Here is a 21,450-nt window from a genome sequence, read left to right as displayed (position 1 = left end):
CCTGAGAACAAAAATGCTGAAAATTGGCGCGGTTACGCCCGTCCTTTCAGATGCTTGGCCAGTGCGCCGGCATTTTTCTTGCGCCGGCCCTTATAGGGGTTCTTGTCGCCCTGTCCGCGCAGCGTCAGGCGGATCGGAGTTCCGGGCATATCGAAATCTTCACGAAGCCCGTTGACCAGATAGCGGCTATAGCTTTCGGGCATCTTGTCCGGGTGCGAGCACATGACAACAAAACCCGGCGGCCGTGTCTTGGCCTGGGTCATATAGCGCAGTTTGATACGGCGGCCCTGAGGGGCCGGTGGCGGGTGTTGCTCCAGCATCGCCGTCAGCCAGCGGTTCAGCGCAGCGGTTGGCACACGACGGTTCCAGACGTCATGGGCGCGCAGGATCGCGGCGCGCAGACGCTCTAGCCCGCGACCCGTCTTGGCTGATACGGTGATCAGCGGCGCGCCGCGCAGCTGCGGCAACAGACGTTCGAAGGATTCTTTCAGATCACGCAGTTTCTCCTGCTTGTTGTCCTCAACGTCCCATTTGTTCACGGCCACCACAACGGCACGGCCCTCGCGCTCGGCCAGATCAGCAATGCGCAAGTCCTGCTGTTCGAACGGAATGGCCGCGTCCAGCAGAACCACCACAACTTCGGCAAATTTCACCGCGCGCAGCCCGTCCGAGACTGAGAGCTTCTCAAGTTTCTCCTGCACCTTGGCCTTTTTGCGCATTCCGGCGGTGTCGAAAATCCGCATTGGCGTGCTGCTGCCATCCGGGTCAGCCCAGTCGACGCGCAAGCTGATCGCGTCGCGGGTAATCCCGGCCTCGGGGCCCGTCAGCAGGCGATCTTCGCCGATGATCTTGTTGATCAGCGTCGATTTGCCTGCGTTCGGGCGGCCCACCACGGCCACTTGCAATGGCTTGGCGTCCGAGATCAGCGGCGCATCGCCCTCACCATCTTCGTCCAGCTCGATATCGGTTTCCGGTGTGTCGTCCTGCGCCGTCTCGGCCGCTGCATCGGCCAAAGGCATCAGCTGCGCATAGAGGTCGGTCATCCCTTCGCCATGTTCGCCCGACAGGCGCACAGGTTCTCCAAGCCCAAGGTTATAGGCCTCAAGCACACCGGCATCTGCCGCCGACCCTTCGGCCTTGTTGGCCGCCAGGATCACATGCTTGGCGCGTTTGCGCAGGATTTCGGCGAACATCTCGTCGGTTGGGGTCAGACCGGTGCGCGCATCGATCATGAACAGGCAGACATCAGCCATATCAACCGCACGTTCGGTCAGGCGGCGCATCCGGCCTTGCAAGCTGTCATCGGTTGCATCCTCAAGTCCGGCGGTATCAATCACGGTAAACCGCAGATCGCCCAGACGGCCTTCGCCTTCGCGCAGGTCGCGCGTCACGCCAGGCTGGTCGTCGACCAAGGCCAGACGTTTGCCCACAAGGCGGTTGAACAAGGTGGATTTGCCCACATTCGGGCGCCCCACGATGGCGAGGGTCAGCGACATGATACTCAACTTTCAAGACTCAAGAAGCGCCCTTTAGCGCATCTTGCGGTCAACGGAAAGCGTGTAGATCACCCTTGGTCGACACGACATAGAGCGTCTGCCCCGCCACAACCGGCGCGGTGGTTGCCCCACCCGGCACCTCGACCTGATGCACAAGCGCTCCGTCAACCGGGTTGAAGAACCGCAAAAAACCATCGTTTGAGGCAATCACGATGCGGCCACCGGCCAGGATCGGGCCATAATGGGCCACAATCGGACCACGCCGACCGGGCTTGTCCTTGATAAAACCCGGCAAGTCCTGTGCCCACACGATCGAACCGTCTGCCGCGTCAAGACGCACCAGCTGGCTGCGGTCACTGATCAGGAATATGCTGTTGCCCGCAGGCCAGACGGTATCAACAGCCCCTTCCAGCGCGGTCCAGTTCCGCTCACCCGTGGCGCCGTCTAACGCGACAGTCCGGCCAGAATGGTTACCGATATAGACAGTGTTGCCAACAACCATCGGCCCACCGGTTACATCGACGATCAGCGCCGCAGCGCGTCCGCGCCGCCCGCCTGCAACCGATGCGTTCCAGCGGCGAATACCACCCCGGCGGAACGCGGCCGCGATGTCGCCCGAGCCAAAGGCAAAGACAGCCAGATCAGAGGCGAGCACCGGAGCAGGCGCGCCCAGCACATTGCCGACGCTGGGCGTACCCTGAATCTGCCAGGCGATGCGCCCGTCTTTGGTATCGACAACCCAAGCGGTTTCATCGCCTGCAACAACATAAAGCAACCCATCGCTGACCAGCGGCGCTCCGCTGCCGGTCGCATTCAGGCGTTTCTGCCAGCGGATCGCACCGGATTGCGCATCAATTGCCGTGAGACGACCAAACCCGGACGAGACATAGAGCACACCATTTGCATAGGCCATGCCGCCGCCCGTGGCGTCGCCCTCTTTCTCGCTGGCCGGGATCAGACCGGTCTGCCAGGCAACCTGCCCTTGCGCATTCACCGCCGAGACGGTCGCGCCCGAATCCAGCGTATAGATCAGCCCCCCAGCAACAACCGGGTCCGCTGTGATCCGCTCTTTTCGGCTATCCCCTTTGCCAATCGAGGCTGACCAGATCCGTTGAGGCGCGGAACTGAGCGCGGCATGGGTGGTGCGGAATGCCTGAGTGCCCGGGCTTTGTGCCCAACTCGCATTGCTGGTCTGAGCCGGAAGGCTGATCGGGCTGGCCCCGGAAATGGCTATCGTTTCGTTGTCGATGACGGGCCGAATATCCTCACGCGGGCCGGGCAGAATGATTTCGGGTTCTTCACAGGCGCTCAGCACCGTCAGGGCCAGCGCCGCAGTCGCGAGGCCGAAGCGTGGGAAAAGTCGTGTTACCATGTGTCTTTGAACCCGCCTGTCATTTCTTCCTCTGATCGCCGGTTAGCCCTGCGGGGCCACAACCGGCTCGGGCTCGCCCCCCAAGGCGACAATCATTTGCGCCGCGCGCTGTTGCAAGCTGGTGCTGGCTTCGGCGTCCTGACGCAGGGTTTGCAAACGATCCAGAGCAGCTTGGGTATTTCCCTCGGTCACATCTATCAAAGCTATCTGTTCTTCGGCCAACAGCCGCAACGGCGCACCTGGCGCGGTCAATGCTTCGAATTGTTGCCGGCGATCCGCCGCAGGCAGGCTTTCCGATTGAAGCAACAGCGCTTTGAAAGTGGCCATTGCGCGGTATATTTCCGGCAGGTCGCCCTGAACGGCGACCGCGTTCAGGTTGGCGACCGCTGCGTCAAGATTGCCGTTTTGAACCTGCGACTCGGCCAGAAGCATCTTTAAGATTGCGTCTTCTCCGGGTGTCTCTGTGACCACAGCTTGAAGACTGTTGGCGCGCTCGGCCGAGTTGTTTTGCTGCAGCGCGGCCAATATGGAGTCGCCCAGCGCCTCAGCTTGCGCCGCTTTGCTGGCTTTGCGGTATTCGTTGAAGGCGGCCCCACCAACGATGGCCACAACGGCGACCACGCCGACCCAGCCCCATCTCCGAAGCAGCAGATACATGCGGTCGCGGCGCACCTCTTCGGTGACCTCATCAATGAAACTGTCGACGTCGCTCATCCCCGCCCCCAGGCTGTATTTCTCAATTTCCTAGCGCCATGTCATACCCCGGTGCTTTGAGCAAGCCAAGGGTCGGTTTCCTCACATTTCCCCCTACAGCCGCAGGGCTTGCTAAAAAAACTAAACCGAACTATTCAGTTCAGTATGGACAAATTGGGATTCTGACCCCACTTCATGGCATACTGAGTCTTTGTTTTTCCGACTGTAGATGTTTGAGAGGCTTCACATGCGTTTGATTTCATTCGTAAACGCCGCGTTGGTCATCACCGTGCTCTATTTCGTAGTGTTCGAGCGTGATGCATTGTTTGCCTTTGCCGGACGCGAAGACTCAGAAACCGAGATACCCGCATCTGCTGAAGCTGACGTCACGGCGTCGTCTGAAAACGCTATTGGAGTCGTTGTATTGCGCTCCACAGCCCAGGAAATCGGCAGTGCCGTTCAGTTGCGCGGGCAGACCAAGGCGAACCGTCAGGTCGAAGTTCTGGCAGAAACGACATCGACAGTTGTATCCGAGCCAAAACGCAAAGGCGCCTTTGTTGAGGCTGGCGATTTGTTGTGCGAACTCGACGTTGGCACGCGTCAGGCCAGCCTTGCCGAGGCATTGGCCGCTCAACTTGAGGCCGAAAGCCGTGTACCCGAGGCCGAAGCCCGCCTTGAAGAAGCTCACGCGCTTGTGGCCGAGGCGGACATCAATCTGAAGGCTGCCCGCAAACTCTCTGAGACTGGATTTGGATCGGAAACGCGCCGTATTTCAAGTGAAGCTGCGATGAGTTCTGCCCTTGCCGGTGTGAAATCTGCCGAGGCCGGACTTGAGGCAACGCAAGCAGGTATCGAAGCCGCAAGTGCCGAGGTCGCCGCCGCGCAGCGCGAAATGGCTCGTCTTGCCATCAAAGCTCCTTTCCGTGGTCTGTTGGAAAGCGACACCGCCGAGCTGGGTAGCCTGATGCAGCCCGGATCGCTTTGCGCCACCGTGATCCAGCTGAACCCGATCAAACTTGTGGGTTTTGTCCCGGAAACCGAGGTAAACCGCATCCTTGTCGGCTCGATGGCGCAGGCGCAGCTGGTAACAGGTCTGCAAGTCGAAGGTCGTGTCACCTTCCTGAGCCGTTCCGCCGATGAAACGACCCGCACGTTCGAAGTGGAAATCACCGTTCCAAACCCCGAGCTTCTGATCCGGGATGGCCAGACCGCAGACATTCAGATCGCGGCGGAAGGCGTGAAAGCCCACAAGCTGCCACAATCGGCTCTTACCCTGAACAACGATGGCACATTGGGTGTCAGAACCGTGGGCGCTGGCAACGTGGTGGACTTCATGCCCATCCGTCTGCTGCGCGACACGTCCGAAGGCGTCTGGGTCGGAGGGCTGGCCGAAACGGCTGATGTTATTGTTGTCGGCCAGGAATTTGTCACGCGCGGCGTCCAGGTCGCGCCCACCTATCGGGAAGCGTCGCAATGACCGGTGTTGTCAGTTGGGCTGCAGATCGTGCCAGGATGGTCCTGGCCTTTATTGCGATTTCGCTGATCATCGGCGGATTTGCCTATGTCAGTCTGCCCAAAGAAGGTGAGCCGGATATCGAAATCCCGGCTCTCTTTGTATCGGTGCAATTCCCCGGTATTTCGGCAGAAGATTCAGAAAGCCTGCTTGTCAAACCGATGGAGACCGAGCTGGCCGATCTGGACGGTCTGAAGGAAATGACCGCCACCGCTGCCGAAGGCTATGCCGGTGTCGCGCTCGAGTTCGACTTTGGTTGGGACAAAACGGCCATTACCGCCGACGTACGCGATGCCATGAACAGCGCGCAGGCGGATTTCCCCGCCGGGGCCGAACAATACACGCTGACCGAGATCAATTTCTCGGAATTCCCCATTGTCATCGTCAATCTGACCGGTGCCGTACCCGAGCGGACTATGGCCCGCGTAGCCAAAGATTTGCAGGACGAGCTTGAAGCGCTTGACGCGGTGCTTGAGGCCGGTATTGCGGGCAACCGCGATGAGATGCTTGAGGTCGTGATCGACCCGCTTCGACTGGAATCTTACAACGTCACCGCAGCAGAGCTGATCAATGTTGTGCAGAACAACAACCAATTGATCGCGGCGGGTGAGGTGGAAACAGCGCAAGGGACATTCTCGGTCAAGATCCCCTCGTCGTTCAAGACCGCGCAGGATGTCTATGGTCTGCCCATCAAGGTCAATGGTGACCGGGTGGTTACCTTGGGCGAGCTGGCGCAGATCAATTACACATTCGAAGATCGCGAAGGTACGGCCCGTTTTGATGGCGAAGCAACTGTAGCTTTGCAGGTGGTCAAGCGTAAGGGCTTCAACCTGATCGACACAGTCGCACTGGTGAAAGAGACCATCGCCGAGGCGCAGACGAAATGGCCCCCCGAGCTACAGGCTGCCGTCACCCTGGGCACCTCGAATGACCAAAGCCGTATCGTTGCGTCAATGGTCGGACAGCTTGAAGGCTCGGTTCTGACGGCGATTGCACTGGTGATGATCGTGGTGCTGGCGTCACTGGGCACACGGGCGGCGCTGCTGGTGGGCTTTGCGATCCCCACCTCGTTCCTGCTGTGTTTTGCTTTCCTCGCGGTGATGGGCGTCACGATCTCGAACATCGTGATGTTCGGTCTGATCCTGGCCGTCGGAATGCTGGTCGATGGTGCTATCGTCGTCGTGGAATACGCCGACAAGCGCATCAAAGAGGGCGTGGGCCCAATGCACGCCTATGTCGAGGCTGCGCAGCGCATGTTCTGGCCCATTGTTTCATCCACCGCCACAACCCTCTGCGCCTTCTTGCCCATGTTGTTCTGGCCCGGTGTGCCGGGTGAGTTCATGGGCATGTTGCCCGTTACGCTGATCTTTGTTCTCTCGGCCTCTCTGATCGTGGCTCTGATCTATCTGCCTGTGATGGGCGGGGTATCGGGCCGCTTGAGCCGCGTATTTGATCGTATTTCGAACTGGCTGCGGGCACGCACACCGTGGTGGGTCCGGGCGCTGCTGGTGCCCCCGGCGCTTTACATGATCTTCCTGGGCGCGATGCAGATGCTGAACCCTGACTATCTGGTGCCCGGCGGCGGTGTCGTCTTGGGGGCGCTCCTGTTCCTGTTCGGCGCTTTTGCAGGTTCGGTAACGCTGAGCGCGGCAAAGATCGAACGCAACCGTGAAGAGCGTATCCAGACCACCAAGGAACACACGCCGTTCGGCTATCTGATGAAATTCCTCGTTGGCAACCCGGTGATGCCGCTGGTGTCGTTGGCGGCTGTATTCGGGGTGGTTTTCTACGTCACCTTCGTCTGGTTCCCGCAGGAATCCCGCGGTGTGGAGTTCTTTGTCGAAAGCGAACCAGAGCAGGCCACCGCCTATGTCCGCGCACGCGGCAACGTATCGCTGGCTGAAAAAGACCAACTGGTTCTGGCCGCTGAAGAGGTCATCGCGGCCCACCCTGCGGTGATCAACGTCTTTGCCTTCGCTGGCGAAGGCGGACTGAACCAGAACAATGGTGGAGCCCAACCGCCTGCCGATACAATCGGCCAGGTTCAGTTCGAGATCATCCCGTGGGAAGACCGCCCGAACGTCTCGGAATCCGTGTTCTGGGGTCTGTTTGACCGGCATTTCGTCGCGCCCGAATTTGATGGCGACTTTGTGATTGATGAGCTGAACGCGCAGCTGGCGCAACTGCCCGGTTTTGTCGTCGAAATCCTGCCGCTGGAACAAGGCCCGGCCTCGGCCAAGCCCGTTCATCTGCGCATCAAGGGCGAAGGCTGGGAGGATCTAACCTCGGCCACGCTGGCGGCGCGCGAGGCGTTCGACAACACACCGGGCCTGATCAAGATCGAAGACACACTGCCCCTGCCCGGCATCGACTGGCAGATCGACGTGGATGTGGCCAAGGCCGGTCGCTTTGGCGCGGACGTGGCCACGGTGGGTGCCATGGTGCAACTGGTCACGCGCGGCATCCTGCTGGGTGAGATGCGCCCCGACAGCACCGACGAGGAGATCGAGATCCGCGTCCGTCTACCCGATCAGGATCGCGTCTTGTCTACGCTCGATACGCTCAAAGTACGCACACCGGACGGGTTGGTTCCGCTGTCGAACTTTGTGACCCGCAAGCCGGTCGCAAAGCTGGCGCAGATCAACCGTGTGGATCAGCAGCGGTACTATGACGTGAAGGCGGATGTTGAACCTGGCATCAGCAAAGTGGCCACCACTGGCGCGGACGGGTCCGAGCAACGTCAGGCTCTGGTTCGCGAAGTGGCCGACGGGGCCGAGCCTGCGGGCACCGTGATCACCAGCGCAGACGGTAAAACCTATGAACTGGTGCAACTGACCGGAGCGGACAGCGTGGACGCCTTGCGCGCAATGATCGATGATGGCGACGCGCGGTTTTCCCTGGTCAACCCGAACGAACGGATCGCGGTTCTGACCGAATGGCTTAACACGTCGCCCTTCGCCAGCTCAGTGTCTTGGGAATGGACCGGTGACCAGGAAGATCAGGCCGAAAGCCAAGCCTTCCTGTCCAGCGCGTTCCTGGCCGCTTTGGGCCTGATGTTCGTGATCCTGCTGGCGCAGTTCAACTCGTTCTACAACTCGGTTCTGGTCCTGCTGGCCGTGGTCCTGTCGACCACCGGTGTTCTGATCGGCATGATCGTGATGGAACAGCCTTTCTCGATCATCATGACCGGTACAGGCATCGTGGCGCTGGCGGGGATCGTGGTGAACAACAATATCGTTCTGATCGACACATATCAGGAATACAGCCGTTATATGCCCCGGATCGACGCCATCGTGCGCACGGCCGAGGCGCGGATTCGCCCGGTTCTGTTGACCACGCTGACCACGATGGCGGGCCTGACACCGATGATGTTCGGCCTGTCGCTGGACTTTATCGGCGGCGGCTATTCGATCGACAGCCCCACCGCGCTGTGGTGGAAACAACTGGCCACCGCCGTGGTCTTTGGCCTGGGCACCGCCACGGTGCTGACGCTGATTGTGACGCCCTCGCTGCTGGCGCTGCGGGTCTGGGTGACCACCTATATCGTCTGGATCGCCAAGTCGCTTGCGCGGGTCACCGCTGGCCGGTCCAGCCAGATCGCACGCGACATGGCCATCGGACGCACCGCCCGCAACATGCAATCAACAGAGATTGTATGGACCGAGGGCGAGGCCCCGCCCCCAAGCAAACCGCGCGATCCTGAGCTGGACCTGCCCCCCGGCCCCCCGCTTCGCGCGGCTGAATGACCCCTCAACATTGGTCACAGGGCTTGCCAATGGCAGGCCCTGTTTTCGTTTTGAACCTTGTCTTGGGGGCTGATCTTGGGCACTCTTCCTTAAGGCCTTGCTCGGGCCTCCGCCCTCCATCCGGGAAGCATCTGTCATACGGAGTTGATCCAATCTGGACACGACTCATTCGAGCGCACGCATAAGGAGGGATTGCATCGACTGCTCGGAAGAGGAGGACCACCTATGCTTTTATCCGCCCCCATCTATGTGTTGAAACGACAGGCCAAACAGCTTGCCCGTCAGCGCGCAATCCCATTGCACGAAGCGCTGGACCGAATTGCACAACAAGAAGGATTCCAAAGCTGGAGCCATCTCGCATCGTCCAGCGACACAGCCGCAACGAAGATCCTGTCACGGCTGGAGCCAGGACAGTTGATCTTGCTTGGGGCCAGACCCGGCCAGGGCAAAACGCTGCTGGGGCTGGAACTGGCCTCAAAGGCCAAAACGCTGGGACGAGACGGATACTTCTTTACCCTAGACTATCACCAACGCGACATCGCGGATCGCCTGCAAGCGTTGGGGCTGTCAGAAGCGCAAAAGGCGCTCTGTGTTGATACCTCGGATGACGTATCCGCGAGCTATGTCATCAGCCGCGTAGAACAGGCGCAGCGCCCTGCCCTGATCGTGGTGGATTATTTGCAACTGCTGGACCAAAAGCGAAGCAATCCTAGCCTGAACGATCAGGCCCGTGCCCTGCGCGACTATGCCAAGGCCACCGGCGCGATCTGCGTCCTGATCTCACAAATCGACCGATCCTTTGATCTGAGCGGCAAGCCCATGCCCGACCGGTCAGACATACGCCTGCCCAATCCGTTGGACCTGTCGCTGTTCGACCGGATCCTCTTTTTGCATCAGGGCAAGCTCCAGATTGATCTCGCAGCCTGAGGTCAGGCGGCCTGCACATCCGATTGCTGACGGTTCCAGAGCTGGGCATAGCGCCCCTCGCGTGCCAGAAGGTCGTCATGGGTGCCCTGCTCGATTATCTCGCCACGTTCCAGCACCACGATGAGGTCAGCCTCGGCGATGGTGCTGAGACGGTGAGCGATGGTGATGACGGTGCGCCCCTCTCCGGCACGGGCCAGGGCATCCTTGATCTCCTGCTCCGTGTCGGTGTCCAGCGCCGAGGTCGCTTCATCCAGCAGCAGGATGGGCGGGTTTTTCAGGAGCGTCCGGGCGATGCCGACCCGCTGTTTCTCACCGCCTGACAGTTTCAGCCCGCGCTCACCCACCTTGGTGTCATAGCCTTGCGGCAGCGTTTCGATGAAGTCGTGGATCTGCGCGGCCTTGGCGGCCTCTTCCACATCAGCTTGTGTGGCATTGTCGCGGCCATAGGCGATGTTGTATCGGATTGTGTCGTTGAACAGCACCGTGTCCTGGGGAACAACCCCAATCGCGGCATGCAGGCTGGACTGTGTGACATCGCGCACATCCTGATCATCGATCTTCAGCGCACCGCCGGTGACGTCATAGAAGCGAAACAGCAACCGCCCGATGGTGGATTTGCCCGAGCCGGTCGCGCCCACAATCGCCACAGTCTTGCCTGCGGGAACGGTCAATGACACGCCCTTGAGGATCTCTCGGTCGGGATCATAGCCGAAGTGCACATCCTCCAGCGTCACCGCACCGCCCTGCACGCGCAGGTTCGGAGCGCAGGCCTTGTCGACCACTTCGGCAGGTTGTTCAAGCAGGTCGAACATCTGCCCCATATCCACCAGCGATTGGCGAATCTCGCGATACACCGTTCCCAGGAAATTCAGCGGCACGGTGATCTGGATCATGTAGGCGTTGACCATGACAAAATCGCCGACGGTCAGCGAACCGTTCTGCACCCCAAACGCGGCCAGAACCATCACACCGATCAGGCCCCCGGTGATCAGCATCGACTGACCGAAATTCAGAAACGCCAGCGAATAGGCTGTCTTGAGTGCCGCGCCTGCATAAGCTTTCATCGACACATCATAGCGTTCAGCTTCGCGCTGCTCGGCATTGAAATACTTAACAGTTTCGAAATTCAGAAGGCTGTCGATCGCACGTTGGTTGGCCTCGGTGTCCTGATCGTTCATCTCACGCCGCAGCTTTACCCGCCATTCGGTCACGGCAAAAGTGAACCAGATATAGAGTGCGATCGTGGCGGCCACGACAACCAGATACCACACATCAAACAGCCACATCAGAACGATTGCGACCAACAACAGTTCAAGGATCAACGGGCCGATCGAGAACAGAAGGAACCGCAGCAGAAACTCGACCCCTTTGACACCGCGTTCAATGATACGGCTCAGCCCACCAGTTCGGCGTGCCACGTGATAGCGCATCGAAAGCTGATGGATATGTTGGAACGTCTCAAGCGCCAGCGCCCGCAGAGCCCTCTGCCCGACAGGGGCAAAAAGAGCATCGCGCAACTGTTGGAACCCAACGGTCATCATGCGCGCCACACCATAGGCAACGGTCAAGCCAACGGCCCCCAAAGCCAACGGCGGAACGCCTTCACCGGCCAGACTGTCCACTGCGCCCTTATAAAGGATCGGTGTGTAAACCGCGATCAGCTTGGCCAGAACCAGCATGGACAACGCCAGAACAACGCGACGTTTCACCCAAGGCTGATCATCGGGCCACAGGTAAGGCGCCACCTTGCGGATCGTGCGCAAACCCGAGCGACGTTCGTCAGCGTCAGGCATATCTTCGGATTGGGTCGCGCCCTTACGTCTCATGGCGTGCCTTGGTTTTGTTCAGAAAGTGGCCCGGGCCCAGAACGGGCCAGAGGCGAGTATCATTCCGGGACGGTAAAGATTTGACCGGGATAGATCAAATCAGGATCGCGGATCGAATCCCGGTTTGCTTCGAACAGTTTGACGTAAAGGATTCCATCGCCGAACCGTTCTCGCGATATCGCCCACAACGTGTCGCCGCGTTGAACTGTGACAGACCGAATTGTCGGCACCTCTGCCCCTGGTTCAGGTGTCGCTGCTGCCTCAGCCGCCTGCAATACTTCAACCGGTTCGCGTTTGAAGGGTGTCTCCAACCGGCTGACCACGGTGCCTGCGTCATCAACCTCGTCCACGCGCAGCGTATAGACGCCGGGGTCGATGCCTTCAACTTCGCCGCGCCAGTCACCGTCATCCGATGGATTGAGATCGGCGACCAACTCGTTGTTTAAATACAGGCGTACGGAAGATTCCGCTTGAACACGGCCTGTCAGCTCAACTTCACCCGTGTCCGAATAGCCGATCGTATCCAGTTCAATCTGTTTGGGCGGCGCTTCGTTCACGGTGGGCGGCGTCAATAGCTCCACCCCTTCCTCCCCGGAACGCAGGATCGCCACCTGCTGTTGCGGCGCTTCTGTCTCGGTTGTCGTGTCTTCGGCAGTCTGAGCTGGCGCTTCCGAGTTTGGCTCGGGTGTTGCCGTAGCGACCTCAACCGTCTCTTGACCTGTCGCGTTCCCGTCCGCTTCGCTGGCGACCTCATCGTCAGGCTGATTGCTGACAGTTGGCGAGGCCTCTGCCTGATCTTCCACTGTTGCGTCCAAGGCTGCAGTTTCAGTGTTGACGCTTTCAGGCTGCGGTGCGTCCGTCGCGGGCGCGGGTTCAGGTTCCGGCAAAGCCGCGATTACATAGTCGTCGGACCGACGCAGCTCATCACCATCTCCGGTTTCCAAAACCAGTCCGCGGGCATTGTTTGCAAATGGGATCGAAACGAACTCCGCAAACTGGCCGCTGCTATCAACCATGAAGTCATGCAGCGTCTCACCGTCCAGCTTGACGCTGACCTTTGTGCCAGGCTGTCCGCTGCCTGACAGCAGGGCCGAGCCATCGCGTTCGACAAAAATCTGGTCCAGAGTTGGCGTGGCGATCTCGGGTTGCGGCTTTGGTTCTTCTGCGGCGGGGTCCTCGGCAGCGGGCTGCCCGGTCGCCTCTGCGGTCTTGGCTGGCTCTGCTACATCCTCGTCGGCCGAAACAGCCGGGACGCTGGCTGTATCCGGCGCGGGATCTGTCTCTGGTGTCGGCGCGGAAGACGTTTGAGGGGCCGAGGCTTCAACAGGCTCAACCTCTGCCTCTTGCGGCGCAGTGCCGAAATACCCCGACAAATACAACCCGCCTGCAGCAATCACTGCGGCGATACCGGCGATCGTTCCCCAGACAAACGATCCGCTACCATTGCTTCCCGACTTGTCGTCCATCCCTATCCTTCCATTCCGCCGCAGAAACGCCTTGTCTCGCAAGCTTTCTGCCCGGCGGTTGAGACAATCTATCAATCCCGCTATCAGGGGTCAAAACCTCAGACACAAGCCCGGAGAAACGCAAATATGCCCCAGAAGTCCGTCTGTGTGTATTGCGGGTCACGCAATGGTGTAAATTTGTCCTATACGCAGGCCGCACAGCAATTCGGTAGCTTGCTGGCGAAGGAAGGCTGGCGGCTGGTCTACGGGGCCGGAGATGTGGGCCTGATGGGCGAAGTGGCCCGATCCGCACAAGCCGCCGGGGGCGAGACCTTTGGCGTGATCCCCGTGCATCTGGTGCAACGCGAAGTCGGCAAGACCGACCTGACCCATTTCGTGATCACCGAAACAATGCACGAGCGCAAGAAGGTGATGATCATGAATGCCGACGCCGTGGTCGTCTTGCCGGGCGGTCCGGGATCACTGGATGAATTGTTCGAGGCCCTGACATGGCGACAGCTGGGCCTGCATGAAAAGCCCATTTTGGTGATGAATGTGGATGGCTATTGGGATGCGTTGAAAGCCCTGCTGGATCAGGTGATCGATCAGGGCTTTGCCGATGCCTCACTGGCTGAATTTGTTACCTGGGTCGAGGATGCGGAAACAGCTATGGCGGCCCTGCGCACCCATCTGACCTGAGGCGCCGGGCGGCCTGTACCGCCCGAGCCTGCGACCCGGATCAGGCAGGCTTTGCCAGCCGATCCGTCAACAGCCTTTCGACCTTGTACAGCGGGTGATTGGTGAGGGTCTTGTCGACCTCGGCCACCACTTTCTTCAGCACCTTGCTGTGCAACCTGCGGCGCAACAGGCCCAGAACATGGGGGCTTGCGACCAGAACCAACCGGTCAAACCGCCCCTTGAGGCCTTTTCGGTTCAGCAAATTGGCAACGTCTTGAACAAACAGGGATCGGGCCTGAGATCGCCACCCGCTATCGTCCACCGCCGACTTCTGTCTGGGTCCGTTATCATACCGTCGTCCGGCACGATCCCGGGGGGTGGTTGGGGTTTTGGCGGGTTCTTCAACCGACACAACAACCAGATTTGGGTCCTGTGCATCCGTGACATTCTCCATCACCAATGCCTTTTCTCCATCGGCGATGACAACCCATGTTCCCTGTTCAAGTGTTCCCATAGTGATCTCCTGCAAGGTTAAACTTGCTGCCCCCTGCGGTGCAGACACATCTTATCCGTACTGCGCCAAGTCGTTTCAGCGCAGGTCAATCGGTGTCTTTGCTTGTTTGGCGGATTTCTCCCTCCCGCCTACTATAGCTAGGTATTGCGGGGGGCCGTACAATAGGCGTCAGCTCGAAAGTTGGCGCCTCGGCAGGTTTTCTCCTGTGGTGAAGCGATAAGATCGCCTCGGCGTACACGCGGTTTTCAAGGTCTGCTAAGCGGACAAAACTGCTGTTTCGATGGTGCTGTTTTTGGCTCGGACGAGATTACTTTTTACCATTTCCTTTGCCATTGCCGTTGCCATTTCCTTTGCCGTTGCCGTTGCCGTTGCCATTTCCTTTGCCGTTACCGTTGCGGTTGCCATTGCCTTTGCCATTGCTGGCGCCGCTTTCACTCTCATTTTCGTCCCGTTCTATTTCGTCCGAATCCTTTGAGTTCGTTTCTGCGCTGTTGGTTCCATTGTCGGCTGTCGCTCGTGTAGCGCGATTGTTTGCATTTTCTAGAGTGGGCCCCTGCTGATCAGTTCTTGAACCATTCGAGCCAGGTCTGACAGGTGGGGAGCATTCCTCGCGTGAATTCCTCACAAAATCGCGCAATTCCCTTGATAACTCGTCGTCGCGGTAAAGAGCACGTGGTCGCAAGACCACATATCGATGTACTCCACAACGATCATCCGCCTGCAAATAATTATCTATATTTTGCAAGTATTCTGTTTCCGAAAAGCCCCGGGATGCTTCACCGCATCCAGCCAAACAAAGAACAAAAACTAACAGAAATTGGCGCATATCACGCCCCCCCCGGCGTTCATCTAATGACGGGCTTGCTACTCACAAGACGTCAACAAAATTACAAGAAGCTTCGAGGGGGCAGCGTCTTGCAACTGCAAAAATGATATAAAGCGCAATGCCTGTCAAATCGCTCTCAGGTAGTCCGATCCTTCCGGTCCACATATATGACTGCGCTCGATGCTGATCGCGTGTTCTCCCGCTATGAACATAAACAGAGCCTTACCTGCAATCAGGTCGAATTGTTCGGGGTGGCAACTTACGGATCGCTAGCCACCAATTTGGGCTCCGCTACGACTTTCAGAAGAAGCAAAAGCGATCCGGGCAAATACACTCCAAACAAAAAGCCCGCCAGCATCTCTGCCGACGGGCCATCAAACGGGTATTCGTCAGATCACATGCGCGAGGCAACGTTTTCCCAGTTCACCAGATTGTCGAGGAAGTTCGACAGGTAGGCCGGGCGTTTGTTGCGGAAATCGATGTAGTAGGAATGCTCCCACACATCGCAGCCCAGCAGCGCGGTCTGGCCAAAGCAGAGCGGGTTCACGCCGTTCTCGGTCTTGGTGACGGCCAGCGAGCCGTCTGCGTTCTTGACCAACCAGGCCCAGCCCGAGCCGAACTGACCGGCACCGGCAGCGCTGAATTGCGATTTGAATTCATCAACCGAACCGAAGCTTTCGGTCAGAGCCTTTTCCAACTCACCAGGCATGGCGTTGCCGCCGGGGCCCATCATCTCCCAGAATTGGTTGTGGTTCCACAACTGACTGATATTATTGAAGATACCGTTCTGCGCGACCGCGGACTTGTCGTAGGTGCCAACGATGATCTCTTCCAGCGACTTGCCGTCCCACTCGGTGCCTGCAATCAGCTTGTTGCCATTGTCGACATAGGCCTTGTGGTGCAGGTCGTGGTGATATTCCAGCGTCTCGGCCGACATGCCTTTGGCTGCCAGCGCGTCATGTGCATAAGGAAGATCAGGAAGTTCAAAAGCCATCTCGGCCCCCTGTTGAAATGAATGTTGCAGTTTCCAAGGGTTAAATGCTTTGGCAAGGGCCGCAGGTCAAGGGCAGAGACAAGAAAAGCCGCACCAGCGTCAAACGTTGTGGGTCGCGCGGCCATCTTGATCAGCGCGCGACCTTTTGATCACTTTGCGTATTCAGAAAAGGCTTGTTTCGATCAACTTGCAAGGCCCCTCACCACTGGGCCTGTTCGAAAGGCCGTCCATTGGGAATGTCGCCCGCAGGCCCAGCTGGTTGGTTTGTGGATCCAGTGTCGCAATATAGTTCACGCGGTACCGGCGGCTGCTATTGGACGACAATCTGACCTTCCATGTCAGACGATACTCGCCCTTCGAGGTTGTCTTAAGCTTGGCTTTAGCTGGTGTGAATTCTTCCAAGCCTGCCAGATTGTTGGACTCGCGAATATGGCCGTCGAAGGCGCGTGCTTGTTTGCCGTCTGTATCAACGCTCAGGATCACGCGCTGCGGAATCCAACCCTGCGCCTCGATACTGTGCAATTGGCAATCATAGTTCTGCACGGCGGCGTTTGCGCCGCAGGCCATCATAGCAAATGCTATCGTAAGCAGTTTCGTTTTCATTTCGTCCCCTATTAGCCGTTTGGATTTGAGATTTTCGTGCAGGAGCCATCGGCAAAACCATCTCGCGAGGCATAGGCCACCGAAGTTTTCGATTTCGCGATCGCTTTCATGTTTCGACGATCCAGTGTCAGCGAGAAATCGACATCCAGAAGATCAACGGCATCGTATCTAGACTCGTTGGACGCATATGACCGCCCACTGTCCGCGAAAACATATGTTTCACCGCTCCAAGCGATCGACAAAACGCGCAACGTGTCGCGTTTGACCCGCCCCGTACCGGGCCTTGTAGTGATCTTGGGCATCTCGACGTCGTGCAAAACAACAGATCGACCAAATTCATCCACTGAGAAGACAACTTTCGAAGGGGTTGGCCGGTTTGCAAGACCTTTTGCGAAACTACATTCAAATGTCTCTTTGTAGGACTGCGCTGCAACCGTTAACGGTAAAAGCGAAACACCAATTGCAAATGCAATAACCTTTGTTTTCAAAAACGTACCCTTTTGTTTGCTTTCAATTGTTGAGATCTACGGGAACGCACTTCCCCTTTGCGTTTCCGATCAGAGAAGCCCCGTCAGCGACCTTCGATCGCACGATGGCTTGGTTGTTTCCCCGATCAAGAAAAAGGGAAAACTCTGTTAATCTTAAATCGCGAATTCTGCTTCGATTATCGCCAGCATGCGTGGGCCGATTGGTTGCAGCAATCAGGTATGTGTCACCGGGCCAGGAAATCGAAATAAGGCGGAAGCTATCCCGATCGATGCTTGCTGCAAGCCTGCTGGTGACGATTCCGGGAATATCGACCTGGCGTAACAATGCAGAGCGCCGAGATTCATCGACCGAAAACACAACCCGTGTCGGGGTCGGTAGGTTCGCAAGTCCACGATCAAACGTACATTCGAAACTTTCGGAATATGACTCGGCGACTGTTTCCGAAGAAGACACAAAAAAATGCTGCAATACACAATGCAGACGCAATCTTTTTGCGCATAAACCCTTAAAAATCCGCACACTATTTCTTTATTACGGGTACGATAGCGGAGCGAAAAAATTCTCGCAATAGATTAAGGGAGCAAAATTCAATCTATCTATAGATGAATGATGTCGAGCGTTAAAACGCAAGGCAAACCGAAGCAATAAAAAAGGACAGCGCTGCCAATTCCCAACCGAGCGCATGCGGATGCGAGCAACAATTTTGCTATCTCATGGTGCCCCTGGGCGGGCCTAGCGGTTGTAGGCTCCGACCTCACTGCCGGGCTGCGCGGCAGTCTTCAAGAGTTTGAACACGTAGTCGGCTGCCGAACGGAAACAGACCACGCGGAAGGTGTCTGCGTCATCCATCCAGAATGCCCCGGCTACTTGTGCCAGGCGGGTTCTGCGGATTTGGCCAGGTTGAAACGCCTGAGGTGAGAAATCGACCGGGGCCAGTTTGCCCATTACATCGCGTGCATGGCTGCCCGAGACGCTGAACACGGCGCGCGCGTCCGAAACATTGACGGCCAACGCGTGCGCTCCGCCCAAGTCTGTGGTCATGGCCAACAGCTTTGCGCCCACTTCGGCGTAGGGAACAAGCACCAGCAACTCGTCGCTAGACATCCAGCAGACACCCGTGTCGCCTTTGACCAAAGCCTCGCGCTGACCTGGCACTTTCTGACCGGTAGCATCTTTTACGGCCTTGGCCAGAAGCTTGTCGGACAGGTCTCCACGCAGGGTGATCATGCCTTGCAGACCACATTCCTTGACGCTTGCGATCCCGTCATAACTGGCGTGGTTCAGTGCGCTGATGGGTTCAGACATTCTGCTTCTCCCCGTCTTTGTCATAGAAGATCGGGTCCACGATCTTGGCCTTGTAGATTTTGTCATCGGTGCCGGGGAACTCGACGATCTCGCCCATCCGGTCGGGACCGTGTTTGATCAAGCCCATGGCGATGCCCCGGCCCAGATTGGCCGAGTAATAGGTCGACGTCACACGCCCGATCATGTTGCGCTGGCCGTTGGCGTTGACGCCCTCGCCCACGGCATAAGCCCCATCGGGCAGAACCGATCCATCCACAGTCTCAAGCCCCACAAGTTTCCAACGATCTGGGTCGGTCATATGGCTGCGGTCATGGGCGCGTTTACCCAAGTAGTCCTCTTTCTTTTTGGACAGCGCCCAATGCAGCCCCAGATCCTGCGGGATCACGGTGCCGTCGGTCTCATCCCCGATCATGATAAAGCCCTTTTCGGCTCGCAGAATGTGCAGGCATTCGGTGCCATAGGGCATCACGCCGAACTCCTGACCCGCCTCCATCAGCGCGTCCCAGAACGCCTGACCCTGACTTGCGGGTACCGCGATCTCATAGGACAGCTCACCCGAGAAAGAGATTCGGTAAGCGCGGCAGTCGAAATCACCGATCTTGCCATCGCGCCATTCCATGAAGGGCAGCGCCTCTTTCGACACATCCATACCGCCCAGCTTTTCCAGAACTTTGCGGGCATTGGGGCCGACCACGGCGACCTGCGCATATTGCTCGGTCACATTGGCGACATAGACTTTCCAGTCCCACCACTCGGTCTGCAGCCATTCTTCCATATGGCCATGAATGCGCTCCGCTCCGCCTGTGGTTGTGTGGCAGAGCCAGGTATCCTCATCGATCCGAGCCACAACGCCATCGTCGATCAGGAAACCATTCTCGGAACACATCAGACCGTAGCGGCATTTGCCGACCTTCAGCGTGGACATCATGTTGGTGTACATCATGTCCAGGAAACGGCCCGCATCGGGGCCTTTGACGATCAGCTTGCCAAGGGTCGAGGCATCCAGCAGGCCAAGGTTTTCGCGCGTGTTTTTAACCTCGCGGTTCACCGCATCATGCACCGACTCGCCGGGTCGGACATAGGCGTATGTCCGGCGCCAATGGCCCACGGGCTCCCAATCAGCGCCATGCTTGTCGTGCCAGTCATGCATCGGGGTTTGGCGGATCGGCTGGAATACCTCGCCCCGCGCTTCGCCACCGATGGCCCCCATCGAAATCGGGGTATAGGGCGGGCGGAAGGTGGTTGTTCCGACCTGAGGAATCTCAGCATCAAGCGCATTAGCAAGGATCGCCAGACCGTTGATATTGCTTAGTTTACCCTGATCTGTCGCCATGCCCAGCGTGGTGTATCGCTTGGTATGTTCGACGCTTTCATAGCCTTCGCGCGCGGCCAGTTGTACGTCCGAGACTTTGACATCGTTCTGAAAATCCAGCCATGCCTTACCGCGCAGTTGGATGTCAGCATTGGCGGGCATCAGCCATACAGGCTCCATCGGAGCCTCGGAACTGGCCTCACCCACCGGAGCCTTCGCGCGCTTGGGCTTGTGCCCCGCCGCCTTGGCCGCCGCTTTGCCTGCCGCATCGGCATCGGCCAGAATGTCGCCCAGCGCCAGAGGCCCATTTGCGCTGCCAGCAGCAATGACAAAGCCTTCGCCATCTGCGCCCAGCGGAGGACGCGTCGGATCGGGGCGAAAATGCGCTTGCGCCTCGTCCCAAATCAGTTTGCCGCCGCAATGAGACCAAAGATGCACCACCGGGGACCAGCCGCCCGACATCGCAACCGCGTCGGCCTCGACCTCTTCGCGTGCGCCGCCGATACCCTCCTGATTGCACAATTGCACCGATTTGACCCGCTTACCGCCCTTGACCTTTGCAATCGCCTTGCCGGGATCAACGCGGATACCCAGTTGCCGCGCTTCTTCCGCCAGTGGACCGGCGGTGGCGCGGGCATCAACCACACGCAGAACATCCACACCTGCCTGTTTCAGCAGGATTGCGCTGCGATAGGCGTCATCATTGTTGGTGGCGATGATCACTCGTTCGCCCGGAACCACGCCCCAGTTCACAAGATAGTCGCGCATCGCCGACGCGAGCATCACACCGGGTACGTCGTTCCCCGCGAATGACAACGGGCGTTCGATAGCACCCGTGGCTGTTACGATCTGCTTGGCCCGGATGCGCCACAAGCGATGACGCGGGACTTGCATGCCGGGGTTATGGTCGGTCAGGCGCTCGTATCCCAGCGCATAGCCATGATCGTAAACGCCTGCCCCCATGCATCTGTTTCGCAGGGTGACGTTCTTCATTGTTTCCAATTCGGAAACTAATTGTTCCACGAACTTATCCACAGGTTGGCCGTCAACGCTTCCGCCGTCTACCGGAGCACGCCCGCCCCAATGGGCCGTTTGCTCGATCAGCATCACCTTGGCACCGGACTGAGCGGCCGCCTTGGCGGCTTGCAGACCGGCAACGCCCCCACCGATTACCAGAACATCCGTAAAGGCATAAAAATGCTCATAGGTGTCCGCATCCCGGCTGTCTTTGTCAGGCGCTTTGCCCAAGCCCGCAGACTGACGGATGAACGGCTCGTAGATATGTTTCCAGAACGGTTTTGGGTGGATGAACGTCTTGTAGTAGAAGCCCGCTGGCAAAAACCGCGCCAGCGCCGTGTTCACCGCACCGATGTCGAAATCCAGATTGGGCCAGTGGTTCTGCGACACCGATATCAGACCATTGAACAGCTCGGTCGTGGTGGCCCGTTGGTTCGGTTCAAACCGATTGCCCTGACCCAAACCGACCAGAGCATTGGGCTCTTCCGCGCCGCTGGCCACCACACCGCGCGGGCGGTGGTATTTGAACGACCGGCCCATCATCATCTGATCGTTCGCCAGAAGCGCCGAGGCCAGCGTATCCCCCGCATAGCCCTGCATCGTTGTGCCATTGAAGGTGAACGAGATCTTCTTTGACCGGTCGATAAGCCGGCCCTGTTTTGTCAGGCGGGTGCTCATGCTGCGGACCTTTCGC

Annotated in this window: 16 protein-coding genes; 4 read left to right on the top strand and 12 right to left on the bottom strand. The window is 58.4% G+C overall.

What is annotated here, in order from left to right:
- Positions 1 to 32 precede the first annotated feature (32 nt).
- The 3 genes from der to GOV38_RS00140 are packed head-to-tail and all read right to left on the bottom strand — an operon-like array spanning position 33 to position 3,582.
- On the bottom strand, positions 33 to 1,496 hold the full coding sequence (gene der, locus GOV38_RS00150) for a ribosome biogenesis GTPase Der (protein WP_171207196.1): 1,464 nt from the start codon (positions 1,494 to 1,496) through the stop codon (positions 33 to 35).
- 49 nt (positions 1,497 to 1,545) lie between these two features.
- Complete coding sequence (locus GOV38_RS00145) at positions 1,546 to 2,868, bottom strand: PQQ-like beta-propeller repeat protein (RefSeq protein ID WP_171207195.1); 1,323 nt, start codon at positions 2,866 to 2,868, stop codon at positions 1,546 to 1,548.
- A 42-nt stretch (positions 2,869 to 2,910) separates the two neighbouring features.
- On the bottom strand, positions 2,911 to 3,582 hold the full coding sequence (locus GOV38_RS00140; RefSeq protein WP_171207194.1) for a tetratricopeptide repeat protein: 672 nt from the start codon (positions 3,580 to 3,582) through the stop codon (positions 2,911 to 2,913).
- Positions 3,583 to 3,808: 226 nt separating this feature from the next.
- On the opposite strand from GOV38_RS00140, the gene GOV38_RS00135 reads away from it, so the two are divergent.
- The 3 genes from GOV38_RS00135 to GOV38_RS00125 all read left to right on the top strand — a co-directional run bounded on the left by GOV38_RS00135 (position 3,809) and on the right by GOV38_RS00125 (position 9,747).
- The gene (locus GOV38_RS00135; protein WP_171207193.1) at positions 3,809 to 5,038 is read left to right on the top strand and encodes an efflux RND transporter periplasmic adaptor subunit; all 1,230 of its coding nucleotides are present in this window, start codon (positions 3,809 to 3,811) and stop codon (positions 5,036 to 5,038) included.
- Entirely contained in the window at positions 5,035 to 8,820 is a 3,786-nt protein-coding gene (locus GOV38_RS00130) for an efflux RND transporter permease subunit (RefSeq protein ID WP_171207192.1), read from the top strand. The genes GOV38_RS00135 and GOV38_RS00130 overlap by 4 nt, the downstream gene beginning before the upstream one ends.
- Positions 8,821 to 9,045: 225 nt before the next feature.
- Complete coding sequence (locus GOV38_RS00125) at positions 9,046 to 9,747, top strand: DNA helicase (RefSeq protein WP_171207191.1); 702 nt, start codon at positions 9,046 to 9,048, stop codon at positions 9,745 to 9,747.
- A 2-nt stretch (positions 9,748 to 9,749) separates the two neighbouring features.
- Here GOV38_RS00125 and GOV38_RS00120 read toward each other — a convergent pair whose 3' ends face one another.
- Positions 9,750 to 11,573, bottom strand: coding sequence for an ABC transporter ATP-binding protein/permease (locus GOV38_RS00120; RefSeq protein ID WP_171207190.1), 1,824 nt, complete (start codon positions 11,571 to 11,573; stop codon positions 9,750 to 9,752).
- Positions 11,574 to 11,632: 59 nt separating this feature from the next.
- Positions 11,633 to 13,039 carry a LysM peptidoglycan-binding domain-containing protein gene (locus GOV38_RS00115; protein WP_171207189.1) on the bottom strand — a complete coding sequence of 469 codons (1,407 nt, stop codon included), beginning with the start codon at positions 13,037 to 13,039 and terminating at the stop codon, positions 11,633 to 11,635.
- A 126-nt stretch (positions 13,040 to 13,165) separates the two neighbouring features.
- Between GOV38_RS00115 and GOV38_RS00110 the strand changes: the two genes are divergently transcribed.
- A complete protein-coding gene (locus GOV38_RS00110) occupies positions 13,166 to 13,717 on the top strand; it encodes a TIGR00730 family Rossman fold protein (RefSeq protein WP_171207188.1) in 552 nt (183 codons plus the stop codon).
- 40 nt (positions 13,718 to 13,757) lie between these two features.
- On the opposite strand, the gene GOV38_RS00105 is transcribed toward GOV38_RS00110, so the two are convergent.
- The 7 genes from GOV38_RS00105 to GOV38_RS00075 form a co-directional block, all read right to left on the bottom strand.
- Positions 13,758 to 14,210 carry a host attachment protein gene (locus GOV38_RS00105; protein ID WP_171207187.1) on the bottom strand — a complete coding sequence of 151 codons (453 nt, stop codon included), beginning with the start codon at positions 14,208 to 14,210 and terminating at the stop codon, positions 13,758 to 13,760.
- A gap of 307 nt (positions 14,211 to 14,517) precedes the next feature.
- Positions 14,518 to 15,036 (bottom strand): hypothetical protein, encoded by a 519-nt coding sequence (locus GOV38_RS00100; protein WP_171207173.1) that lies wholly within the window; start codon positions 15,034 to 15,036, stop codon positions 14,518 to 14,520.
- A 394-nt stretch (positions 15,037 to 15,430) separates the two neighbouring features.
- Positions 15,431 to 16,030: a superoxide dismutase gene (locus GOV38_RS00095; RefSeq protein WP_171130184.1), complete on the bottom strand. Its 600-nt coding sequence runs from the start codon at positions 16,028 to 16,030 to the stop codon at positions 15,431 to 15,433.
- 162 nt (positions 16,031 to 16,192) lie between these two features.
- On the bottom strand, positions 16,193 to 16,633 hold the full coding sequence (locus tag GOV38_RS00090; RefSeq protein ID WP_171207186.1) for a hypothetical protein: 441 nt from the start codon (positions 16,631 to 16,633) through the stop codon (positions 16,193 to 16,195).
- An 11-nt stretch (positions 16,634 to 16,644) separates the two neighbouring features.
- On the bottom strand, positions 16,645 to 16,935 hold the full coding sequence (locus tag GOV38_RS00085; RefSeq protein ID WP_171207185.1) for a hypothetical protein: 291 nt from the start codon (positions 16,933 to 16,935) through the stop codon (positions 16,645 to 16,647).
- 919 nt (positions 16,936 to 17,854) lie between these two features.
- The gene (locus tag GOV38_RS00080; RefSeq protein ID WP_171207184.1) at positions 17,855 to 18,427 is read right to left on the bottom strand and encodes a sarcosine oxidase subunit gamma; all 573 of its coding nucleotides are present in this window, start codon (positions 18,425 to 18,427) and stop codon (positions 17,855 to 17,857) included.
- Positions 18,420 to 21,434: a sarcosine oxidase subunit alpha family protein gene (locus GOV38_RS00075; protein WP_171207183.1), complete on the bottom strand. Its 3,015-nt coding sequence runs from the start codon at positions 21,432 to 21,434 to the stop codon at positions 18,420 to 18,422. Before GOV38_RS00075 ends, GOV38_RS00080 begins: the two co-directional genes overlap by 8 nt.
- Positions 21,435 to 21,450 lie beyond the last annotated feature (16 nt).

Source organism: Ruegeria sp. HKCCA5839 (assembly GCF_013035585.1).
Classification (GTDB): Bacteria; Pseudomonadota; Alphaproteobacteria; order Rhodobacterales; family Rhodobacteraceae; genus Ruegeria.
This window is presented reverse-complemented; position numbering and strand designations above follow the sequence as displayed.

What these genes read in the sequence shown, in the direction of transcription:
- der (WP_171207196.1), bottom strand. Translation starts at nt 1,496, where the DNA reads ATGTCGCTGACCCTCGCCATCGTGGGGCGCCCGAATGTGGGCAAATCC.
- GOV38_RS00145 (WP_171207195.1), bottom strand. Translation starts at nt 2,868, where the DNA reads ATGGTAACACGACTTTTCCCACGCTTCGGCCTCGCGACTGCGGCGCTG.
- GOV38_RS00140 (WP_171207194.1), bottom strand. Translation starts at nt 3,582, where the DNA reads ATGAGCGACGTCGACAGTTTCATTGATGAGGTCACCGAAGAGGTGCGC.
- GOV38_RS00135 (WP_171207193.1), top strand. Translation starts at nt 3,809, where the DNA reads ATGCGTTTGATTTCATTCGTAAACGCCGCGTTGGTCATCACCGTGCTC.
- GOV38_RS00130 (WP_171207192.1), top strand. Translation starts at nt 5,035, where the DNA reads ATGACCGGTGTTGTCAGTTGGGCTGCAGATCGTGCCAGGATGGTCCTG.
- GOV38_RS00125 (WP_171207191.1), top strand. Translation starts at nt 9,046, where the DNA reads ATGCTTTTATCCGCCCCCATCTATGTGTTGAAACGACAGGCCAAACAG.
- GOV38_RS00120 (WP_171207190.1), bottom strand. Translation starts at nt 11,573, where the DNA reads ATGAGACGTAAGGGCGCGACCCAATCCGAAGATATGCCTGACGCTGAC.
- GOV38_RS00115 (WP_171207189.1), bottom strand. Translation starts at nt 13,039, where the DNA reads ATGGACGACAAGTCGGGAAGCAATGGTAGCGGATCGTTTGTCTGGGGA.
- GOV38_RS00110 (WP_171207188.1), top strand. Translation starts at nt 13,166, where the DNA reads ATGCCCCAGAAGTCCGTCTGTGTGTATTGCGGGTCACGCAATGGTGTA.
- GOV38_RS00105 (WP_171207187.1), bottom strand. Translation starts at nt 14,210, where the DNA reads ATGGGAACACTTGAACAGGGAACATGGGTTGTCATCGCCGATGGAGAA.
- GOV38_RS00100 (WP_171207173.1), bottom strand. Translation starts at nt 15,036, where the DNA reads ATGCGCCAATTTCTGTTAGTTTTTGTTCTTTGTTTGGCTGGATGCGGT.
- GOV38_RS00095 (WP_171130184.1), bottom strand. Translation starts at nt 16,030, where the DNA reads ATGGCTTTTGAACTTCCTGATCTTCCTTATGCACATGACGCGCTGGCA.
- GOV38_RS00090 (WP_171207186.1), bottom strand. Translation starts at nt 16,633, where the DNA reads ATGAAAACGAAACTGCTTACGATAGCATTTGCTATGATGGCCTGCGGC.
- GOV38_RS00085 (WP_171207185.1), bottom strand. Translation starts at nt 16,935, where the DNA reads ATGCCCAAGATCACTACAAGGCCCGGTACGGGGCGGGTCAAACGCGAC.
- GOV38_RS00080 (WP_171207184.1), bottom strand. Translation starts at nt 18,427, where the DNA reads ATGTCTGAACCCATCAGCGCACTGAACCACGCCAGTTATGACGGGATC.
- GOV38_RS00075 (WP_171207183.1), bottom strand. Translation starts at nt 21,434, where the DNA reads ATGAGCACCCGCCTGACAAAACAGGGCCGGCTTATCGACCGGTCAAAG.